Origin of the sequence: Leminorella grimontii (assembly GCF_039789245.1) — a bacterium.
GTDB lineage: Bacteria > Pseudomonadota > Gammaproteobacteria > Enterobacterales > Enterobacteriaceae > Leminorella > Leminorella grimontii.
Genome location: NZ_CP146357.1, coordinates 3,562,209 through 3,583,958 on the forward strand (window position 1 = coordinate 3,562,209; position 21,750 = coordinate 3,583,958).

At 53.8% G+C, this 21,750-nt stretch carries 13 protein-coding genes; 9 read left to right on the forward strand and 4 right to left on the reverse strand.

The window, feature by feature from the left end:
- The first annotated feature begins 12 nt into the window (after nucleotides 1-12).
- Nucleotides 13-702, forward strand: coding sequence for a glutathione S-transferase family protein (locus V8L73_RS16570; protein ID WP_027276103.1), 690 nt, complete (start codon nucleotides 13-15; stop codon nucleotides 700-702).
- Between the two features lie 48 nt (nucleotides 703-750).
- Here the strand turns inward: V8L73_RS16570 and rlmB are convergent, their stop codons facing one another.
- From rlmB to nsrR, 3 genes are all read right to left on the reverse strand, one after another.
- Nucleotides 751-1,482, reverse strand: a complete 732-nt coding sequence (gene rlmB / locus V8L73_RS16575) for a 23S rRNA (guanosine(2251)-2'-O)-methyltransferase RlmB (RefSeq protein WP_027276104.1) — start codon at nucleotides 1,480-1,482, stop codon at nucleotides 751-753.
- Nucleotides 1,483-1,556: 74 nt separating this feature from the next.
- Nucleotides 1,557-3,980, reverse strand: a complete 2,424-nt coding sequence (gene rnr, locus V8L73_RS16580; protein ID WP_347253498.1) for a ribonuclease R — start codon at nucleotides 3,978-3,980, stop codon at nucleotides 1,557-1,559.
- A gap of 3 nt (nucleotides 3,981-3,983) precedes the next feature.
- The gene (gene nsrR, locus V8L73_RS16585) at nucleotides 3,984-4,442 is read right to left on the reverse strand and encodes a nitric oxide-sensing transcriptional repressor NsrR (RefSeq protein WP_051155850.1); all 459 of its coding nucleotides are present in this window, start codon (nucleotides 4,440-4,442) and stop codon (nucleotides 3,984-3,986) included.
- A gap of 582 nt (nucleotides 4,443-5,024) precedes the next feature.
- Here nsrR and V8L73_RS16590 point away from each other — a divergent pair.
- The 3 genes from V8L73_RS16590 (at nucleotide 5,025) to V8L73_RS16600 (ending at nucleotide 7,937) form a co-directional block, all read left to right on the forward strand.
- The gene (locus V8L73_RS16590; protein ID WP_071783434.1) at nucleotides 5,025-5,117 is read left to right on the forward strand and encodes a RebB family R body protein; all 93 of its coding nucleotides are present in this window, start codon (nucleotides 5,025-5,027) and stop codon (nucleotides 5,115-5,117) included.
- 370 nt (nucleotides 5,118-5,487) lie between these two features.
- A complete protein-coding gene (locus V8L73_RS16595) occupies nucleotides 5,488-7,677 on the forward strand; it encodes a hypothetical protein (RefSeq protein WP_347253499.1) in 2,190 nt (729 codons plus the stop codon).
- A gap of 56 nt (nucleotides 7,678-7,733) precedes the next feature.
- A complete protein-coding gene (locus V8L73_RS16600; protein WP_027276107.1) occupies nucleotides 7,734-7,937 on the forward strand; it encodes a hypothetical protein in 204 nt (67 codons plus the stop codon).
- Nucleotides 7,938-8,051: 114 nt separating this feature from the next.
- Here V8L73_RS16600 and V8L73_RS16605 read toward each other — a convergent pair whose 3' ends face one another.
- A complete protein-coding gene (locus V8L73_RS16605; RefSeq protein WP_261831932.1) occupies nucleotides 8,052-9,350 on the reverse strand; it encodes an adenylosuccinate synthase in 1,299 nt (432 codons plus the stop codon).
- 998 nt (nucleotides 9,351-10,348) lie between these two features.
- Here V8L73_RS16605 and V8L73_RS16610 point away from each other — a divergent pair.
- From V8L73_RS16610 to V8L73_RS16625, 5 genes are all read left to right on the forward strand, one after another.
- Nucleotides 10,349-10,936 carry a fimbrial protein gene (locus V8L73_RS16610; protein WP_051155851.1) on the forward strand — a complete coding sequence of 196 codons (588 nt, stop codon included), beginning with the start codon at nucleotides 10,349-10,351 and terminating at the stop codon, nucleotides 10,934-10,936.
- 89 nt (nucleotides 10,937-11,025) lie between these two features.
- Nucleotides 11,026-13,659, forward strand: a complete 2,634-nt coding sequence (locus tag V8L73_RS16615) for a fimbria/pilus outer membrane usher protein (RefSeq protein WP_347253500.1) — start codon at nucleotides 11,026-11,028, stop codon at nucleotides 13,657-13,659.
- Nucleotides 13,660-13,684: 25 nt separating this feature from the next.
- Nucleotides 13,685-14,425, forward strand: coding sequence for a molecular chaperone (locus V8L73_RS16620; RefSeq protein ID WP_347253501.1), 741 nt, complete (start codon nucleotides 13,685-13,687; stop codon nucleotides 14,423-14,425).
- A 344-nt stretch (nucleotides 14,426-14,769) separates the two neighbouring features.
- Nucleotides 14,770-14,958 (forward strand): IS1/IS1595 family N-terminal zinc-binding domain-containing protein, encoded by a 189-nt coding sequence (locus V8L73_RS19920; protein ID WP_420864727.1) that lies wholly within the window; start codon nucleotides 14,770-14,772, stop codon nucleotides 14,956-14,958.
- A 224-nt stretch (nucleotides 14,959-15,182) separates the two neighbouring features.
- Complete coding sequence (locus V8L73_RS16625) at nucleotides 15,183-20,813, forward strand: autotransporter outer membrane beta-barrel domain-containing protein (RefSeq protein ID WP_347253502.1); 5,631 nt, start codon at nucleotides 15,183-15,185, stop codon at nucleotides 20,811-20,813.
- Nucleotides 20,814-21,750 lie beyond the last annotated feature (937 nt).

Below are 21,750 nucleotides of genomic sequence, written 5' to 3' on the forward strand. Positions count from 1 at the left end.
AAGGAGTATCGCGTGTATCAACTTTATATCGCCAATAAGAACTACTCGTCGTGGTCATTACGCCCTTGGGTGCTGATGAGCCAGCTCGGCATCCCCTTCGAAGAAACGCTGATTCCGTTTTCTTCCGCTCCGGGAGAAAACTGGGAGCATTACCGCGAATTTTCTCCCAACGGCAAAGTCCCCTGTTTGGTCGACAACAAAATCGCCGTCTGGGATTCATTGGCCATCGTTGAATATTTGGCGGAATCCCACCCTGAAGTCTGGCCGCAGGAGCGTCAGCCCAGAGCCTGGGCCCGCAGCGCCTGCGCTGAAATGCATTCGGGCTTTACCTCCCTGCGCAGCACCTGCCCAATGAACGTCGGCGTGCGCCTTCGCCTGCACCAATTGCCGGACGCGCTGGTGAAGGATTTAGATCGCCTCTGTGAACTGTGGGAATCGGGGCTTGAACAGTTCGGCGGGCCGTTCCTGGCCGGGCACGCCTTCACCGCCGTCGATGCGTTCTTTGTGCCCGTTGCCTTCCGCATTCAGAGCTACGGCCTTCAGCTGACGCCCGAAGCAAAAGAGTACGCCCAGCGATTGCTGAACCTACAGTCGGTCATGATGTGGGAAGAGGAAGCGCTGAAAGAAACCTGGCGGGATAAATCACACGATGAGGAAACGCTGGCCGTTGGCGTGCTGCTACAAGACTTGCGCAGCGCCTGATGGCAAAACGCCCGCAAAAAATGCGGGCGTTTATAGTGAAACGTATTGTTATCCGCGCTGGCGTACGATCTCAAACAGGCAAATGCCGGTGGCGACAGAGACGTTTAGCGACGACACGCTGCCCGCCATCGGAATGCTGACCAGCTCGTCACAGTGCTCACGCGTCAACCTGCGCATGCCTTCGCCCTCGGCGCCCATCACCAGCGCAACCGGCCCCTTAAACGTCGACTGATACAGCGTATGGTCGGCCTCGCCGGCGGTACCGACGATCCAAACCTGTTGCTCCTGCAGGTAGCGCAGGGTGCGGGCCAGATTGGTGACGCGAATAAGCGGAACGGTCTCCGCCGCGCCGCAGGCAACCTTCTTGGCCGTCGCGTTAAGCTGGGCCGAGCGATCGCGAGGAACAATCACCGCGTGCACGCCCGCCGCGTCGGCGCTGCGCAGGCAGGCCCCCAGATTGTGGGGATCCGTTACGCCGTCCAGCACCAGCAGGAACGGAGAATCCAGCGCTTCAAGCAGGTCTGGCAGATCGTTTTCCTGATACTGACGCCCCTCCTTCACTCTGGCGATAATGCCCTGATGGACGGCGCCTTCGGTTTTGGCGTCCAGCCACTGGCGGTTGGCGACCTGAACGGAAATGCCGTTTTGCTCAATGGCCTTCACCAGCGGCGCCAGGCGGCGATCGTCGCGCCCTTTTAAAATAAACACTTCGATAAAGCGCTGCGGATCTCGCTCCAGCAGCGACTCGACGGCGTGAATGCCGTAAATGATTTCACTCATAGCGTACTTCGTATCCTGACGATAGCGTAGGGCGGCCTCTGCGCCGCCCCGTGTAATTTAACAAGGAATGTGGATTAACGTTCAGCGGCCTTCTTCGCCCGTTTGCTCTTCAGCGCGGCCGTAATCTTTTTGGTCTTGGCCGACGGCTTCTTGCCCTTTCCCTTCGAGGCCTTGTCCGAACCGGCTTCGTCGTTTTTGACCTTCGGCTTTCTCGGCGGCTTTACCCGCACGCCGGTATCGGCGGCGTAGCCCTCGGACTTGCTGCGTCTGGCTGACCGCTTCGCCTTCTCTTTTTCGGTTTTGCCTTCGCCGCGCGGGCGACGCTCGCTGGAAACCAGCGCAAAGTCGATTTTCCGCTCGTCCATATGCACCGCATCAACGCGGATTTCAACCTTATCGCCCAGGCGGAAGGTCTGACCGGAAGACTCGCCAATCAGCCGCTGGCCGACGTTATCGAACCGATAGTAGTCGTTCTCCAGCGTAGAGACGTGCACCAGCCCGTCGATATAGAGATCGTCAAGGCGCACAAAGAAGCCAAAGGCGGTCACGCTGGATATCGTGCCTTTAAACGCTTCGCCGACGTGATCCTGCATAAAGTCGCACTTCAGCCAGTCCGCCACGTCGCGGGTCGCTTCATCGGCGCGACGCTCGGTCAACGAACAGTGTTCGCCGAGCTGCAGCATGTCTTCCATCGCATAGTGCCAGCCGCCGCTGGAGGTCATTCCGCCCTTGCTTCCCGCCAACAGATACTTGATGGCCCGGTGCAGCGACAGGTCGGGATAACGGCGGATTGGCGAAGTAAAGTGCGCGTAGGCGTCCAGCGCCAGGCCGAAGTGACCGCGGTTTTCCGGATCGTACACCGCCTGCTTCATCGAGCGCAGCAGCATGGTTTGCAGCATTTCGCGATCGGGCCTGTCCGCTACGGCGTCCATCAGCTTGGCGTAATCCTTGGGCGCAGGCTCGAGGCCGCCGCCCAGCGTCAACCCAAGTTCGCCCAAGACGCTTCGAAGCGACGTCAGGTTTTCGCCTTTGGGCTTATCGTGAATGCGGAACAGCGCCGGTTCCTCCGCCCGCTCGACAAAGCGCGCGGCGGAAATATTGGCCAAAATCATGCATTCTTCGATGATCTTATGGGCATCATTACGCACCAACGGCTCGATGCGTTCGATGCGCCGCTCTGCGTTAAAAATAAACTTCGGCTCTTCCGTTTCAAACGAGATGCCGCCCCGCTGCTCGCGGGCGCCGTCCAGCACGCGGTAGAGCTTATGCAGCTCTTCCAGCATCGGCACCAGCGGCGCATAGTGTTCGCGAAGCTCCTGGTCGCCGTCGAGCAGATGGGCCACTTTGGTGTAGGTCAGGCGCGCATGGGAGCTCATCACCGCTTCATAGAACTTGAACGAACTCAGGCGACCGGCCTTGGAAATGGTCATCTCGCATACCATGCACAGGCGATCTACCTGCGGGTTCAGCGAGCACAGCCCGTTGGACAGCACCTCCGGCAGCATTGGGATCACCTGCGACGGGAAGTAAACCGAGTTGCCTCGGCTGTGCGCTTCGGCGTCCAGCGCGGTGCCGGGGCGCACGTAGTAGCTTACGTCGGCGATGGCCACCCACAGGCGCCAACCGCCGCCGCGATTTTTCTCGCAGCATACCGCGTCGTCAAAGTCACGAGCATCCTCACCGTCGATAGTCACTAACGGCAGGTCGCGAAGGTCAACGCGCCCCTTTATTGCTTTTTCCGGCACGCTTTCCTTCAGGCCGTTGATTTCATTGAGCACGGATTCAGGCCAGACGTAAGGGATCTCGTGGGTTCTAAGCGCGATGTCCACCGCCATGGAGGTGCCCATCTTGTCGCCGAGCACTTCAACGATCTTACCGATGGCCTTGGTGCGCCGCGTCGGACGCTGAGTGAGCTCAACGACCACCACGTAGCCCATTCTGGCGCCCATGATGCTTTCCGGCGGGATCAAAATATCGAAGTTCAGGCGGCTGTCGTCAGGGACGACGAAGCCCACGCCTGAATCGGTAAAGTAGCGGCCGACGATCTGCGCGCTGCGCGGCTCAAGCACTCGAACGACGCGCGCCTCGCGGCGGCCTCGGCGATCGAGGTCCATTGGCTGAGCCAAAATGACGTCGCCGTGCATCGCCATCTTCATCTGTTCAGGGGAAAGGTAAAGGTCGTCCTTGTTGCCCTCCACCCGCAAAAATCCGTAACCGTCACGGTGGCCAATCACCAGGCCCTTCACCATATCCAACCGCTCAGGCAGCGCATAACACTGGCGCCTTGTGAACACCAACTGCCCGTCGCGTTCCATCGCCCGCAGGCGGCGGCGCAGCGCTTCCTGCTGCTCTTCGCTTTTTAGTTCCAACGCCTCTACCAGCTCATCGCGGCTGGCGGGCGCCTGCCGTTTTGACAGCAGGTCGAGAATGTATTCGCGGCTGGGGATGGGGTCATCGTACTTCTCCATTTCGCGAGCCAGGAAAGGATCTTTATTCATGACTTACCCTTTTACTTTCATTGATAACGCGGCGGGATGCGGCGTAAACAGCAGCGTTTGCAGAGACTCGTTCGAGTCCACCATGTCCGCCAGCGTGTAGTTATCCAATTCGTGCAGAAACGACTTAATGGCCTTGTCCAGCGCCAGCTTCAGGCGACAGGCCGGCGTGATGTGGCAAAACTCTGCGCTGCAGTTAACCAGAGAAAGCGGTTCCATCGCCCTGACGACGTCGCCAATGCGGATATCCCCAGCGGGCTTCCCCAAGCGGATCCCGCCGTTTTTACCGCGCACCGCGTCCACCAGGCCAACGCGGCTGAGCTGGTTAATAATTTTTACCATGTGATTGCGGGAAACCCCGTAAACGTCGGTTACCTGGGATATGCTGGTCAACTCGCCTTTCGGCAGAGAGGCCATATAAATCAACGCCCGCAAGCCGTAGTCGGTAAAACTGGTTAACTGCACAAGTACCTCTTAAATCGTCATATACTGCTCTTATAGTAAACGATCGGCCCCAAAGCCGGTAACGTTAATCGCAAAAATCTGGCGTATTAGAGAATTTAAGCGGCTTCCGGCAATGGATCTCTGCGCCAGCACCGGCACAGAATCCGCCTCTTTTCGACGATAGTGTTAGGACGTAAAGAAGCCCATTATGGAACGTTATTAAATAACCGCGCTAACGGTGCTCGTTTCATCATATGAAAAATATTATTAATAACGAGAAAAGATAAATAAAAAGCCGAAGCAGGCGGAAGGCTATTCGTTTATGCTATTTTGATAACCGTATTTCGCGTTAGGCAAAGATTTTTAGCGTCTATACCGAATCCGATAGATACACCACTTTCTCAAAAAGCCTTATAATCTCTCAGTTTTTATTAACGCACCAAAACTACCTCCTGCTTTTTATAGCGAATATTCAAGGCGCCTTCTTTTCCATTTTTCCCATCCCAGCGACTTCTATTAGAAAGGACGCAACGCGCTTTCACAGCCTCGCGGTTGCCGCGTTCACCATAGCGAAGATAAAAGGCGCTGGGTGAAGCGCCAGCGATGGCAATGGGCAACCTGCTCCAGACCATGGCGCACTCCATCAGCACCCTGTTTGAAAACGCCATCGCCGCCCAACATCAAAATAAACGCTGATAGCAAAAAATCGTCGATAAATATGGAAATTTATATTTCCACTCCACGCTAAAAATCGTTATTTATAGATATCAAATATTGCCAAACCTGGATGTGAATCAAATTATAAAAAATAAACACACGTCCAATGCGGACCTAAAGCCTTCCGAGATATAAACCACCTATTGTTTTTATTAAATACAGTAAAAAAACATTACATAAATAGTTCCATTTCACGGCCTTTCTTAAAAAACAAATAAGAACACTCATATCTCATTTCAACAAAAAATAAAAATGTTGTCTATGCTTAGACTATCAGCACCATAAATCCATATTAAAGAAATAAATTGATAAGTACTAAAGCCGCTTTTTTCTCAGGAAGGAGATTTTTATGGCCTACTTTAGCTATGATGGCGACAAGACCCCGTTTACCCACTACCCGTTCGATTTCTACAGCCGCTTTTTGGGCATCCTGCCGTTGGAAAGTGAATATTCATTACCGAAAGAGATGAAATTCATCGTCGATCCGAACGATAAAAACAGGTTCATTACCCTAAAACAGGCGTCGCCAATCTCGCTGCTTTGGCTCATGCTCTATAGCAGTACCAAGTGGGACATCCCAGCCATATTTAGGCAAAAGGATGAGGCCCAAATTGAAGCGCTTGAGACCGAGGCGCACTATAAGCTTTTTATGCTTGCTCTAGAGCGTATGGAAGAGAAAAACCCCTTTTCTCAAGCTGACTACGCCCACTACCTGCGAGGTGAATGCGCGGCGGAAAGCATTTACTTTGCCAGCGTGCTGCTATTGACCAATATAGGGATATTTAGGCGTTACTCCATAGATTCGGCGGATATTTATAAAGTCACTCGACGGCTGTTAGAGAACGGGGTGCTAAAAACGCCAAACAATACGCTGCTCGTCCGCTATTTCAATAACAAAATATACAACGCCAACAGGTACATTCCGTCTGACGACGCTCTATGGGCCAGAGAAGCCGTACTCAACGCCGAGTTTAAAGACGCGTTTTACGCCATGGCGCTGGAATACATCAAGGCCAGCGGCGTGCAGTATGCCCAAATCGCCGCCGACGTTGACGACGTCAACGGACTGGATAATCTCATACGCCTGAACGATGGATACGGATATGAAAACTACAGGCTTCTAGTCCATACATCATCCAGCAGCCTGGATAAACAAGGCTTCGACGGTGATGTGAATAGAATCCGCGCGTTGTTCAAAGAAAAAAGAGAAAAAGAAAAAGCGACAACTCGGCTTGTCGGTCTGGATCTGTTAAGCATGGAGCACTGCCGGCGCTTTTTTGACTTCCTTTTGGACAGCAGCGCGCCAGAAAAATTTGCCCCGCTCAATGCACAAACCACCGTCCTTCATATCCACGGCGACGCAGGCTGCGGCAAAGCGGACAATAACCGTTCGCTGTGCGGCTACTACTTTCGCAACCGTATCGACCAAGAAAAAGACGACCAGTTTTACAAGCAGTTGTACCGATACCTTGCCAAAAGCTATCACAACGCCCAGCGGTTTAACGCGCTCAATAGCACCACGGGTATAAAGCAGGAACTACCGCTCTCCGGCCTATTTGACGAACTGTTTCACTACAACAGCCTGACGATGGAAAGCCTGCGGCTGTTGCACTTTGACATCACCGGCCCCGCTGGCCAAGGCCAGATAGCCTACGAAACCAAACGCAATATTGCGAGCCTGATTGAAACATTGGATAAAAAGCCCACCTCAGGCGCTGAAACCTATTACGCCGCGCTGACCCAAAAGAGCGTCCCGTTTTCCATATGCATCGGCCGCGCCTGTCAGGCGCGAAGCTTCCTGTCGAAAAAATACCCAAAAATCCATTTCGACACAGGCCTGGGTAGCCGCCCTGCGGTCGGTGCAGCGGGCGGTTGCAGCTCGGCGCAAATTTACCATTTAGATCAAGGAGTTCTACATTTAGACGGGTTAGTGGATACAAACGAACTGCAACCCGTGATGAACGCCGTAGCTTACGCCGAAGAATCGGCTTTTAGCCCCCTCGCGCTGCAAAAAATAGGCGCGTTTACTGACGCTTTCAACGCGATGAGCGAAGGCGAAATTGAAAAAGGCATTAGAGAATATATAAATACATATCAATATGATACGGAAATTATGCTCTGTCTGGTCCCTGCGATGAAGGACATCCTTAAGGAAATCAAAAAACTGGACGACAAAATTCCCTCCTGCGGGCGAAAAGGTATCTTCCTCGCCGCATTCGCTCTCCTGCACAACTGGCGCTCGCTGATACTCGGCGCATACGGGCAGGGCGTTGCCCATACCGATATCCAGAAGGAGTCGGCGAGAATGACGCTGCTTCAAACCTATAGCATTCTTCACGCCGAAGTCCCCGGACTGGTAGAAGCGCTGCTGCCGAAAGTAAGCCAACTCATCGCCGCGGCGGCGAGCGCCAGTTGGGAAAGATCGATTGGGAAAATTAACCACCGAGAACAGCGCTCAAATCTGGCACTCGTCAAGTTTGAAGGGGTCAGAGCCCCCGAGTCCATCGTGTATATAAAAACCGAATCAGGTAAGCAATAAACACAGGCAATGCGTTTAGTTTAAAGACGCTATCGATAACTCAAAAGGAGAAGATGATGACAAACAAACCCGACGACCTGGCGGCGATCGCTCAGATATTTGACAACGCCCACTTTGACGGGGAATCGCCGAGCCAAAAGGCGATTGCCGACCTGCAGAGGCGCCAAAACCAGTTAATTGACATCATGGATTACGTCGTGAAGGAGCTAAAAGAAAACCGGACGCAGATGAATAAAAAGATAGAAGATATTCTCAAGTAGTTAGATAAATAGCATTAATACCAAATGGATGTAATACACATCTAACAAGCAGATAATCATAAAAACAGGGAACATTCGTTCCCTGTTTTCCGTGTGATTTAAAGACGTTTACCGTTAAGCGTCAAACGGGTCGCGCAGGATCATCGTCTCGGAGCGGTCAGGGCCGGTAGAGATGATGTCAATTGGCGTACCGGTCAGCTCTTCAACGCGCTTGATGTAGTTACGAGCGGCCTGAGGAAGCTGGTTTACGTCCTTCACGCCGAAGGTGCTTTCAGACCAGCCAGGCAGAGTTTCATAAACAGGCTCGATGCCTTCCCATGCGTCTGCATCCAGCGGCGTAGTGTCGACAACGCGGCCGTCCGGCATACGATAGCCGACGCAAACCTTAACTTCTTTCAGGCCGTCCAGTACGTCAAGCTTGGTCATACAGAAACCGGACAGCGAGTTCAGCTGTACGGCGCGGCGAACGGCAACCGCATCCAGCCAGCCGGTGCGACGGCGACGGCCGGTCGTGGCGCCAAATTCGTTGCCCTTCTGGCACAGGTATTCGCCCACGTCGTCAAACAGTTCCGTCGGGAACGGACCGCCGCCAACGCGCGTTGAGTAGGCCTTCACGATGCCCAGCACGTAATCAATGTAGCGAGGGCCAAGGCCGGAACCGGTAGCCACACCGCCGGCGGTGGTGTTGGAAGAGGTTACGTAAGGGAAAGAGCCATGGTCGATGTCCAACAGCGTGCCCTGCGCGCCTTCAAACATCATCAGCTCGCCCTTCTGACGGGCGCGTTCCAACAGATCGGAAACGTCAACCACCATGGAGGTCAGCACGTCGGCAATCGCCATCACGTCGTCCAGCACTTTTTGATAGTCAACCGCTTCGGCTTTGTAATAGTGCACCAGCTGGAAGTTATGGTAGTCCATCACTTCCTTCAGCTTGGCCGCGAAACGCTCTTTATTGAACAGATCGCTGACGCGCAGCGCACGGCGAGCCGCCTTATCTTCATAGGCCGGACCGATGCCGCGACCGGTCGTTCCGATAGCATTAGCTCCACGAGCCTTCTCGCGAGCGATATCCAAAGCAGAATGGTAAGGCAGAATCAGCGGGCAAGCGCCGGACAGGAGCAGGCGCTCACGTACCGGAATGCCGCGCGCTTCAAGCTCACGCATCTCTTTCATTAACGCATCGGGAGAAAGCACGACCCCGTTACCAATCACGCTGATAACGTTTTCACGCAAGATACCGGAAGGAATTAAATGAAGTACGGTTTTTTCACCGTTGATTACAAGAGTGTGGCCCGCGTTATGCCCGCCTTGGTAGCGAACAACATACTTAGCCCGTTCTGTCAGCAGGTCTACGACCTTGCCCTTGCCTTCGTCACCCCATTGAGTGCCTAGTACGACAACGTTTTTACCCATCTCACTATTCACCAAGTCAGTTAAAAAAGAATCTTACCATTACATTTTTTTACTTTCAGCAGTTTTTAACACATTTCGCGAAAGCCAAACCAGCGCCGCCTTCCTGACAAGGCACAAAAAACGACACTTCCTTGCCTTAGAGCAAGCTATTCTTCGTCCGTTTTACTATCTGTATGAATATTATTCATCAATAAATCGCTGCCATAAGAAGCATGAATGACGTTGGCTATCGGATAGCCGCAGCGCTCGACGCTCCGGCCCCAAAACCAAGCATTGCAAAAGGCCGGTGGAGAAAACCGTATGAATATGGCTTTATTCCAAAGAATATTTTTCTTTATTAAATATTTCACCCATAAAATAATACAGTAATTCATTAACCCACCTAATTATTAATAACACAAAATTTACATATTTTAAGAATACAAAACACCCATCAAGAACATGAGAAATTATCTCACCCCTCCCAATTACAAGAATGATTAAACACTCATACATTTGTTAAAAAAAATATTAAACCAAATTAAAAAGATAATTCATCAATTAATGATCGATAAAACAGAAATAAAAAGATTTAAATTCTGTAAATTTAGCATAAAACCAGAATATAAAACTATCAAAAACAACATTTGTGAATATTAAAACCAATCATCTCATGTTGATTAGATTTTTAGATCGTGATTAAATGAAAAACATAAGAGCAGGGTGAATTCAATAATTTTTATAATTTTCAATTAAATAAAATACAAAAACACCCATTGCGCAAGAAAAAACACGTAATAAATACGATATTTCAGCATTAAAAACGGTAAGCCATTTTTTATAACGAACCCTGAAGACCCATCCGTTTAACGGGCTATTTAAACTTAATCTTGTGGTTATATCACTTAACCGACAGGAGCGGCTAGCTTTTCTTAAATGGATTTTTACAGGTGTATTTCCGACATTTGTCGGTCATCAAAAAAGTAAGTCAGTCAATCACTAACTAAATGGAGTTTACAATGAAACTAAATAAGAGCCTTCTGGCCCTTACGGCCGCTTTAGCGCTGGGCAGCACTGCAGTTCAAGCCGCTGACGGCACCATCACTTTCAACGGCCTGGTTACCGCTTCAGCCTGTACGGCAATCACTTCAGTTACCGCTGACAGCGTCGTTACCGGTTCTCCGATTAACGCTACGCTGACTCTGCCAAACGTTACGGCAACTACGCTGAACGCCGCAGCTGGCACCTATGCTGGCCAAACGCCGTTCTCTATTCAACTGGCAGGTTGTGAAGCGACTGCCGCGCTGAACAACGTTCGCGCCGTGTTCACTTCATCCTCATCTCCGGCCGGTGATGCCTACGTAATGGCTAACGTTGCCGCCACCTCTCCGGCTGCCGACGTTGCCGTTGCCATCATGCAGCCTAACGGCACTACTCAAATCGACCTGAACGGCGGTCCAGCTAAAGATCCGGGTCTGGCTCTGCCGGCTATCGGCTCCGCGGGTCCTCTGACACTGAACTATAAGGCGGCATACAAGTCTCTGAGCACCGCAGTTACCGCAGGTAACGTGCAGGGCGTAGCTGACTTCGTTATCTCCTATTTCTAATAGGTCCCTCTTGGCTACGGCAGCTTTTGCCGTAGCCAATTTTCATATGGAAACGGATATTCCAGCTTATAGTAAAAACGGTGGATGCAATGAAAAGGACGTCAAATACTCGGGCTATAAAAAATAAAACCGCTGGGCAATGGAAAATCCAACCTAAACTATCGTCGCTTTTTATCTGCATACTGGCCTCTTTATCAGCCAGCGCCATCGCTGCGGGCAACGACGCCGAGTTTGAAGAGCTATTTCTTCGCAAAGACAAAAACGGCGCATCGCCAAGCGTGTTTCTATATAAAAACGCCATTACTCCTGGCCTAAAAACGATTGATATCGTCGTTAACGATCGTCTGGTTGACAGATTTGAAGTGAATTTTGTTGAAGATAATGAAAAAAGAATTGTACTTCCCTGCCTTAACCAAAATTTACTGAATGCCGCAGGCGTAAAGACTGAAATTTATAACGACTGGCTAACCGAATTAAAAGCAAAAGACGGAAAAGCAGAACCGAACGCCGTTTGTGAAAACCTGCGGGAACGCATTCCTGCATCCAATCTCTATTACGACGACGCAAAGCAGACGCTCAGGCTCACGCTACCGCAGGAAGCGGTAAACAGCGAGCGTTTCCAGATGATCTCCCCTAAAGAGTGGGACGACGGCACGCCGTCTTTACGGACCGCCTACAACGGCTACGTTTACAGCTCCAGGCAAAAAAATAGCGGTCCCGACAACGATAAAACAACCACCGACAGCAGTTATGTCAGTCTTAACAGCGTGGCGACGGCGGGCCCCTGGAGGCTCTACAGCTTTGACACCTTCAATAAAGAGTCAGGAAAAGGCTGGGAAACCAACCATGACCGCCTTTACGTAGAGCGCAACATCGTCGCCCTGCGCTCCAAGGTTACCGCGGGCGATATCTACACCTACACGCCAAGCAGCATCATGGGCGTCATCCCCTTACGAGGAATAACCCTTTCAACCAACGAAAGGATGATGCTGGAATCCCAGTTTACCTACGCGCCGGTCATCCGCGGCACGGCCAGAACCAACGCGCGCCTGACCGTTCGCCAACGCGGCAACATTATCTACAGCAAGACGCTGACGCCGGGCAACTTCGCCATTGATGATATCTACAGCGGCCAGGTCGGCGCAGATCTGGACGTCACGGTGGAAGAAACGGACGGCACGGTGCAAAACTTTAAGGTGCCCTACACCGCCCTGCCCAACATGATCCGCCCCGGAGCCATGCGCTACAGCGCCTCATTTGGCGAGTACCGCGACGATTCGCTGTCGAGCAACCCGATGGTCGGCGCCTTCAGCCTGGAGCGCGGCTTTGAGGCCTTTACGCTCAACGGCAGCGCGCTGGGTTCGGATAAATACCAGTCGCTGGCAATGGGCGTCGCATGGAACGCCGGCGACATCGGCGCATTCTCACTCGACCTCGCCCAGGCCCGCTATAAGCAAAGCTGGGATCTGCCGAACGATGGAGAAGAAACCCGCAACGGCAGCGCCGTTCGCCTGCTCTACGCCAAGCAGTTCGACACCTCGGACACTGGTCTGCGCATACTCGGCTACCAGTACCGTTCCGAACGCTTTTTGGAATTCTCGGAATTCATCAGCCGCAGCGGCTACGACGGCAGCGATCCGTTCGAGCAAGGCGACAGCCTGTGGAACAAGCGCCGCAGAAGCCGCATCGAGGTCAACGTCAACCAGGGTATGAACGAGTACGGCAACCTGTTTGTCACCTTCAGCCAGGACCGCTACTACGGTACGAGCGAAAAAAGCACCTCCGCCTCAGCGGGTTACGGCATGCAAATCGGCAAAGCCTCCGCCAGCCTGATGTACACCTATAACAAAAACGGCGGCGATAGCTACGACAACCAAATTGGCCTAAGCGTCAGCATGCCGCTGAGCTGGGGCGAACAGGACAGACACCGCGGCTCGCTGAACTACAACCTGACCCGCAATAAGGACAACCAGTACAACCAGTCAATGGGCTTTGCCGGCAGCCTACCGGACAACACGCTGTCCTATTCGGCCAACGTACAGCGCGACCACAGAGGCGACTTTTCCGAGTCGGCATCGCTTGGCTATAACGCCAGCTACGCCAATATGAATACGTCCATTAGCCACAGCAAGTACAGCGATCAGCTTTCGTTTGGCGCTGCGGGCGGCGTCGTACTGTACAAAGGCGGCGTCGTTCTGTCACAGCAGTTGGGCGACACCATCGCCATTATCGAAACGCCGGACGCCCCCGGTATTCGCGTCGCCAGCAATAGCAACGTGAAAACCGATCTCTGGGGCCGGGCCGTCGTTACCTACCTCTCACCCTACCGCTACAACACTATCTCGCTTGACGTGAAGGATACGGAAGGCGTCGAGCTGAAAGAATCGGCGCGCAAGGTTGTTCCGACCGAAGGCGCGGCGGTATTGCTGAAGTTCGTCACCCGAGTGGGACGCAGGGCTATCGTCATCATCAAAAGCGACAGGGATATTCCGGTTGGCGCCTACGTTACGGTGCAGGACCAAACGGAAGAGGCGGGCATCGTCGGCAATAACGGCATCGCCTATCTGACCGGTCTGGATGCGCGTAAAGACGAAGTATTAACCGTTAGCTGGGGCAGCGATGACTCACAGCAGTGTCGCTTTACGCTACCGCGTTTACCTGAGGATGCAAAAGACGCACAGGCCGAACAGTGGCACAAAAAAGTAACGGTTAACTGTAAGTAACAACAAGAACTGAAAGGAAATAGACATGTTTAACGCCATCAGAAAGAGCATCCTGACCTCCGCATTGATCGCAGGTTGCCTTATTCCCTTGGTCGCCTCATCGGCAGTTCGCCCGCAGCTTACGCGCATCGTTGCCTATGCGCAGGATAAAGAAACTCCGGTAGAAATTATCAACGACAGCGAAGAAACGTATCTGGTCCAGTCTTGGCTGGAAGATCTGAACGGCAGCGACAGCAACATTCCGCTGGTTCTAACGCCGCCGGTGATAAAGCTGGGCGGCAAAACGGAAGGCAAGCTGCGCCTGGTGGTTCTCCCGGCAGAAATCCCGCAGGACAGGGAGTCCGTCTATTGGCTCTCCTTACAGGAAATTCCGCCGAAGGCTAAAAGAGAAGAGGCTGAAAACAAGCTGGTTATCGCTATCCGCAGCCGGCTGAAGGTGTTCGTACGCCCGCAAGGACTTAACGAAAAAGGCGCATCGCAGGCGGCGAAATCCTTGCGCTGGGAAGTCGAGCGCGAAGGCGGAAAAGTCTGGCTGAAGGCCGTAAATCCATCCCCCTACTACATCAGCTTTGGCAAGCTGGAGCTTAAAGTCGGCGGCGGCAAAAGCGTGACGCTGGAAGACAAAATCAACATGCCGGCCCCGATGGGAAGCCAGCGCTACTTGGTGCCTAAGGCTTTCGTCGGCAAATCCGCTACGCTGACCTACAGCGCCGTTAACGATTACGGCGGCGCGGGTGATGAGCTGTCGCAGAAGGTAAGTTTCTAATGTTGAACAGTAGTAAAAGGCGTCAGCGGCGTATAAACGGTCTTCGTCCCCTTCTGGGGATGGGGCTGCTTTTATGCGCAGGCGGAGTAAATGCCACTACGCTTAACTTTTCTCCTATTTGGAGCAATTCATCACAAATAGCGGTGAACTGTTCTTTTAGCTATCCGGCGCTACTGCGCTCGGACATAAAAAAGTCGGGCAGCACCTACACCGGCCAGGTGACCGGGAGAGTCAATATGTTTGTCACCTACCACTAAATTGCCACACCTAAAAGCGGCTAAACGGATTATTAGCACACGCTATTCATAACGAATAGGGATTTTAGAAATATAACGGAGGATATTATGTTTAATAGAAAAGTACATTGCAGACATTGCGGAAGTAGTGAAGGGATCATAAAGCACGGTTCAGGAAAGACGGGATACCAGCGCTACAGGTGCATGACCTGCATGCGCACCTTCCAGGCGAAGTATATTTATAACATCAGCTCATTTAGAGAAAAGAAAAGCGCTTCATTGGCAGCAATGTCTTAATGATTAAAGCACCTTCGTCACTGGGTAACGTTTTATAAAGCCAGAAAGCAAACGATGGAATAAATAATAAGGGGCCAAGGATAAATCTAAAAAGAACAATAAATACGCTACGTTAATCTTTTATTAACGAAAACATTCAGCTTACTAAAACGCTTGTTAATAAAACAACGAGCTGGCCTTCCTTTGTCTCTTTTGGCCAGCTTGTGAAGTTTAAAGGAACAGATATGAAATATGGAAAATTCCCCGAACAGGGAAAAGCGATAGAGCCTCCCTCTGGCGTGAGTAAAGGGCTCAAAGCCCGAAACGCCCTTCGCCCAAGCGCGCTGGTAGCCGCAGTGGCTATGGCCCTGGGGTCAGGCAGCGCCTGGGCCGATAACTGTTCATCGTCGTCATCCATCACTTCCAGCGGCATTACCTGCACCTCCGCAACGGACGCCGCTGAGCTGACCGTGACGGGCGCTACGGTGAACGCAGCCGGAACGGGGATTCTGGTTTCCAGTACGAACGGCGGCACGTCCAGCCTGACGCTAACCGACAGCAGCATTACCGCGAATCCGAGTACGGCCATGGGCGGTATTCTGGTCTACGGCAACGTCAGCGACAACAGCATCACGCTTAACGGCAACAACACGCTGAACTTTGGTCCCAACGCCGATACGGCAGTGCAGGCCGGCGCGGGCACCGGCAACAGCACCGTCACGGTCAACGGCACGCTGAACCTGACAAACGCAGGCGCCAGCAATACGGCCGACGGCCTTGAAGCAAGCTCCACGGCGGGCAACGTCACCATTAACCACCACGGTAACGGCACGATTGACGTCGCCGGCGGGCACGCGCTGTTCGCCATCACCGGCGGCACAGGCATAGCCACCATCGTCGCCGACGGCGGCGCGGTGCTAAAAACGACCGGAAGCAACAGTTCAACGATTCAAGGCATCAGCAATACGCTGGTCAGCATTCAGTCCAACGCCGACATTCATGCCGCCGGTCAGGGTTCAATCGGCATCGAGGCCCAGACGGGCCTTGCCGGGCAGGCCTCAATAACCAATAGCGGTACGGTCAACGCAGCGGCGACCGGCATCCAGATATTCACCAACGGCGGCGATGCGGTCGTCAACAACAGCGGCAACGTATCCGGCGGCGCTGGGCAATATCTGGCCGACGGTATTCACGTCAACTCAGGCGCGCATAGCACCATCAACGATCTTAACGGCAGCACCATTACCGCAACGCAGGGCGGCATATCTTCCCGCACGCGCGGCCAGGACACCAACACCACCGTTAACAGCAACTCGCGCATTATCGTTGATGATTCTGCGCTTCTCGCCGCCACGCCAAGCCATAGCCTGATAGGCATCGACAACTTCCTCGAAACGGCTAACCTCAATTCCTTAGGCAACGCGGTTGTTGTCTATGACGGCACCAGCAGCGGCGGGATTACCCTTACCGGCAATCACGCAACGACGGATTCCCTGATTGGCATTCGCTCCTACGTCGAGCAGGGCAACCTCGGCCACGCCGATATTACCGCTTCTGGCGATATCACCGTCAGCAAGCTTTCCGGCAGCGCTTCCGGCTATTTTGTCTACGGTATAGAGGCGATATCCCGAGGCGAGGGAAATTCGCTGATTAAATATAACGGCGGTACGCTGACCGTTACCGATAGCGTCACCAGCGGCTCGGGCACGACCGGCTTTGGCCTGGTCTCATGGTCCGACGGCGGCAGCGCGTCGGTCTCCACGGGAGTGGGTACGTCGGTCAATACGATAGGTGAAAGCGTTACGGCGATACACGTCTCAGCGGGAACCGACGGAGACGCCGTCGCCATAACCAACTCCACCATATCTACCAATGGGGACACCGCCCACGGCGTTAGCGTAGCCAGCAATTTAGGCAATGCAACCATCGTGAATACCGGCGATATCTCCCTATCTGGCGAGTTTGCCGACGGCCTGCTGGCGCAGGTCAGCGCTGCTGCGGGCTTAGGAAAAGTCAGCGTCGGCAATCAGGGCGACATCACGTCGCTGGCAGGCAGCGGCATCAACGCTTATAACGCCGGAACGGGCGACGTGCTCATTGCTAACGAGGGCGATATCACGGCTGGCGTTCACGCCATTGCCGCAGGTTCAGCGTCCGGTAAAGTCGAAGTATCCAATAGCGGCGCTCTCCACGGAACCGGCGTCAACTATGCGGGCATCTACATTAACGCCGGCGGCGTTTCACTGCTCGACAACGCCGGGGATATCACTACCGATGCAGGCACCGGCATTTTCGCCATGGGACAGGACGCTATTACTATCATCCATCGGGAAGGCGCGAAAATCACCTCAAACGTTCAGGATGGGCTGACGACGGCGGCGATGGGCTACGGTTCTGCTATCCACACGGGCATTACCAATACCGCATCAACCGGAGACGTTAACGTTTACGCGTACGGCGATGCAGAAACCTTTGGCAGCGTCCTCCCCGCCTATGCGATTTATGCGGATAACCACGGCAGCGGCAACGTGCTGATCGACGCCAAAGGCCAAGTCATCAACCACAACACCGTGGCGGACAGCGCCGCGCTGCGCGCCCATAGCCACAATGCGGCTGGCGACGTTGCCATTCGGTATGAAAACGATACCGACGCGCTTTCCATCTCAACCGTTGCCGATCGCGGCCACGGCATCCACGCCAGCAGCAGCGGCGGAGATACGACTGTCAACGTGGTTAAAGCGAACCTCATTCAGACGGCGGGTGAAGCCGCACACGGCATCGTGGCTTCGGCTACGGGAGCGGGGAAAGTCAACGTGCTGGTTGAAGACGCGGTCATCAACGTAAGCGGCGCTGACTCTGCAGGCATCCTGGCTGTCGGTGACAGCGACGTCACCGTCGTCTCCAACGCCGAGATCAATAACGACGCGCTGGGCGTATCGGCCAGCATGGCGGACGGGATCTCGATTGGCGTCAGCGTCAGCGGAGACGCTACCGTCATCGCCCAAAACGACATCACGCTGGACGGAGGCGCCGCCTCTGCCGGCAGCCATGGAATTTTAGCCGACCACGGCGCAAACTCCACGGGCGACAACAAGATTAGCTATTCAAACGGCACGATCCTGACCAAGCAGAACGAACAGCGCGCCATCGAATCCAACCACTACGGCACCGCCGGTTCGATTCGCATTGAGAACAGCGGCACGCTGACCACGCTGGGGGATAACTCCACCGGGATCGCGACGCGCGTCGGTAACGCCACGGGTAGCATCACCATCTTGAATACGGGCGAAATTTCTACCCAAGGCAACGGTTCCGGCTTCTTCGGTAGCCATGCGATGGCCGCACAAACCTATGGCGGTGATATCACCATCCAGAACGAAGGCGCGCTAAGCACCAAGGGCAACGACGTTGATGGAATTTGGGCCAACGTTGCAACGGCTGGCGTCAACGGTACGATAACTATCACCAACAAGGCTAACATTGCCACCCATGGCGATAATTCCCGTGCGATAGCGGCACACAGCGAAGGCGGCGATATCGTAATTACCAACGTTGCGGATATCCGCTCTTCGGGCGATAACGCAATGGGTATCTACGCCAACGTGAATAACGGCGGCGACGTCACCATCACCAACACTGGTGAAATCACCACGACCGACGAACACGGTATTCTTGGCATGACCGCCAGCGGTAACGTGAGCATCGTTTCGCTGAACAATATCACCACCAGCCAAGCAAACGGCATCCGCGACAACCACGGTTTGGAAGCCAAAACCAACGCCAGCGGCAAAGCCAGCGTCGAGCACGATAACGGCACGATCAAAGTCTCCGGCAATACCGCCGGCGGTGGAAACAGTATCGCCATTGCGGCCTGGGACAACGGCTCAAACGCCACGGACGTCGACGGCTATATTCATCTGGGCGCTAACAGCCTTATCGACGCGACTCAGGGCGTAGGCGGCCTGTTCCTTGGCGTAAGCGGCACCGGCACGATTGATATTGATACCGGAGCACAGGTACACGGCGGCGCTAACGACGGCTACGGCGTTAAGCTGACCGGCGTCGGCAGCACGGCTAACCACACCGTTAACAACCACGGCGTTATTGATGCCATGAGCGATAACGCCATCACCGGCAGCATCGTAGGCGGTTCAGCCCTGATTGAAAACTACGGCACCGTAACCGGCTATATGACGTTCGCCAACGGCACCGCTGTCACCTTCAACAACTATTCGCCGAACAGCTTTGATATCCGCAACTTCGCCGATACCGACGGCGACGGCGTACGCGATACCAAAGGCGTAGCAATCTCTACCTTTGGCGGCGCAAGCAGCATCTTTAACAACGCGGCCAACGGCGTTGTGCGTCTGGTTACCGTTAGCGGCGAACAGTTCGTGAACACCTCCGGCCAGTATCTGGCGGACGGATTATCGCACTACGACACCAGTCGCAGCGGCATCGTTCAGGGCCAAATGCTGAACCTGGGCAGCTTCACCAACAGCGGCGCAATCGACCTAAGCCAAAACGGCCTGACGGGCGATACGCTAGTTATCAGCGGCAGCGGCACGGCGGGCGCTAACGGCGGCGGTCAATTCGTTTCCGACGGCGGCGTAGTGAAGATGGACACCGTAGTCAACCGCGGCGGCTCAAGCACCCAGAGCGACATTCTGGTGGTGGATAACGCCACGGCCTCTGGCGCACCGACGGTGCTGGCGCTCAATACTCTCAAAGGTCAGGTTGGCCTGTCAGAAAAAGAAGGCATCAAGCTGGTTGAAGTGCTAGGCACGTCCGATGCGAACGCCTTCACGCTGGGGCAATACGTTGAAAACGGTCCGTTTGAGTACGGCCTGTTCCGCGGTTCATTAACCAACGCGGCGGATCAGAGCTGGTACCTGCGCAACTATGATGAAAACGGTCGCCCGATGTTCCGTGCGACGGTAGGCGCCTATCTGGCGAACCAAACGGCAGCCACCGGCCTGTTTGTGCACTCTCTGCACGATCGCCTCGGCGAACCGCAGTTCACGCACGCTTACAAAGACGGCTACGCTCCGTCCGTATGGCTGCGCATCGTAGGCAACCACACCGACAGTAAAGCGGCGGACGGCCTGTTCGATCAGGATACCGACAGTTCTCTCGTTCACCTGGGCGGCGAACTGGCCAACTGGACCAGCAACGGCGACGACCGCTGGCACGTGGGCGTCATGGGCGCCTACGGTCAAAGCGAGACGGACAGCACCCTACAGCGCAGCGGCAAGTCTTCAACCGGCAAGATAGAAGGCTACAGCCTGGGCGCTTACGCCACCTGGTACGCCAATCAGAACATGAAAGCGCCTACCGGGCTCTATCTGGACGGCTGGATGCAGTACAGCTGGTTTGACAACACCGTCAGCGGCGGCGGCGATCCTAAGGAAAGCTACAACAGTAAGGTGATGACCGCCTCTCTGGAATCCGGCTATGCGTTCGTAGCCCACGACGCGCCGGCCCGCCAGTGGATAATCGAACCGCAGGCGCAGGTTGTCTACAGCGACTACAGGGCGGACTCCGTCACCGACAGCCGCGGCATGCGCGTTGACAACGGCGATGCCGACAGCGTGATGACCCGGCTGGGCGTTCGCACCTACAGCCGCAGCACGCTGGGCGACAACGCTTTCCAGCCCTTCGTAGAAGCGAACTGGCTGTATAACAACGCCAAAAACACGCTGGACTTCAACGGCTACACCGTCAAAGACGGCATGCCGAAAAATCGCTACGAGGTCAAAGTCGGCGTACAGGGTGAGATCGTCAAAGGCCTACAGGTCTGGGGACACTTCTCCGGTACAGGCGGCGAGCAGTACGGTGACTACGGAGGCACGCTGGGCGTGAAGAAGACGTTCTAACCGCCGCCGCTACTGCGCATGACGAATAAAACTTTATTTTATTAAAAACCGACGCCGCCATTAATTCATTCCAATTAATGGCGGCAAACCTGCTTTTTACATCAGAACATCTAAATAAATTAGAGGAACCAACAGTGATAAAGTCTCTTTCGTTTCTTTTTCGCCAATACAGCGTAGCTCTCTTTAAAGCATCGACGAGACCGGGAGGGCGGAGGCCATGAACAGGATAATTCACGCACTGGCTTATGTTGGCGCGCTCGCTACAGCCTCTATGGCTGCTCCCCAGGCGATAGCCGCAACGTATAGCTTCACGGCAGCCTGGTCCAGCCCCGGACCTTTACTGGGGCAGCCTGCTGCTTGGTGTAGCTACATAGTCCCTGACGAAAGGCCGCTGACCATACCCAGAACGCTGGTAGTCGGCAATGATATCCCTAACGGAACCGAAATTTTTTCATGGGGGTATAGAGAAGGCTTATCTGATTTTACCGTTACCTGTACGTCCAGTGGGATCGCTGGTGGAGGAAGTAATATTGATGGTTATATAAATAGTAGCTTAGTTCTAGCAACCGATAGCAACGGATATGTTCGACTTAGTGATACTGGATTGGGTCTGAAATTATGGTTCAGATTCAACAACGGGCCAGGATTCGATTATACAGGCTGTGGAGGAGTGTCAGTGAACTGTGAATACTATGACACGTCCTATAGCGCCCCAACCTTTACAACAAAAGTCCCCAGCGGTACTGAAGTCGAGGGCAGTCCGGCAGGTTATACAACGCAGGGTATAACACAGACGATGAGAAAATACAGAACCTCAATTACACCTATAAATCAGATTTTTCCTTCTTATACCGGAAGCGTATCACTGAGGATGTCATTGGTTAAAATAGGCCCGATACAATATAACGGTCCATTGAAGGTATTAAATTCATCCGTT

What these genes read in the sequence shown, in the direction of transcription:
- V8L73_RS16600 (WP_027276107.1), top strand. Translation starts at nt 7,734, where the DNA reads ATGACAAACAAACCCGACGACCTGGCGGCGATCGCTCAGATATTTGAC.
- V8L73_RS16590 (WP_071783434.1), top strand. Translation starts at nt 5,025, where the DNA reads ATGGCAATGGGCAACCTGCTCCAGACCATGGCGCACTCCATCAGCACC.
- V8L73_RS16615 (WP_347253500.1), top strand. Translation starts at nt 11,026, where the DNA reads ATGAAAAGGACGTCAAATACTCGGGCTATAAAAAATAAAACCGCTGGG.
- V8L73_RS16610 (WP_051155851.1), top strand. Translation starts at nt 10,349, where the DNA reads ATGAAACTAAATAAGAGCCTTCTGGCCCTTACGGCCGCTTTAGCGCTG.
- rlmB (WP_027276104.1), bottom strand. Translation starts at nt 1,482, where the DNA reads ATGAGTGAAATCATTTACGGCATTCACGCCGTCGAGTCGCTGCTGGAG.
- V8L73_RS16620 (WP_347253501.1), top strand. Translation starts at nt 13,685, where the DNA reads ATGTTTAACGCCATCAGAAAGAGCATCCTGACCTCCGCATTGATCGCA.
- V8L73_RS16595 (WP_347253499.1), top strand. Translation starts at nt 5,488, where the DNA reads ATGGCCTACTTTAGCTATGATGGCGACAAGACCCCGTTTACCCACTAC.
- V8L73_RS19920 (WP_420864727.1), top strand. Translation starts at nt 14,770, where the DNA reads ATGTTTAATAGAAAAGTACATTGCAGACATTGCGGAAGTAGTGAAGGG.
- rnr (WP_347253498.1), bottom strand. Translation starts at nt 3,980, where the DNA reads ATGAATAAAGATCCTTTCCTGGCTCGCGAAATGGAGAAGTACGATGAC.
- V8L73_RS16605 (WP_261831932.1), bottom strand. Translation starts at nt 9,350, where the DNA reads ATGGGTAAAAACGTTGTCGTACTAGGCACTCAATGGGGTGACGAAGGC.
- V8L73_RS16625 (WP_347253502.1), top strand. Translation starts at nt 15,183, where the DNA reads ATGAAATATGGAAAATTCCCCGAACAGGGAAAAGCGATAGAGCCTCCC.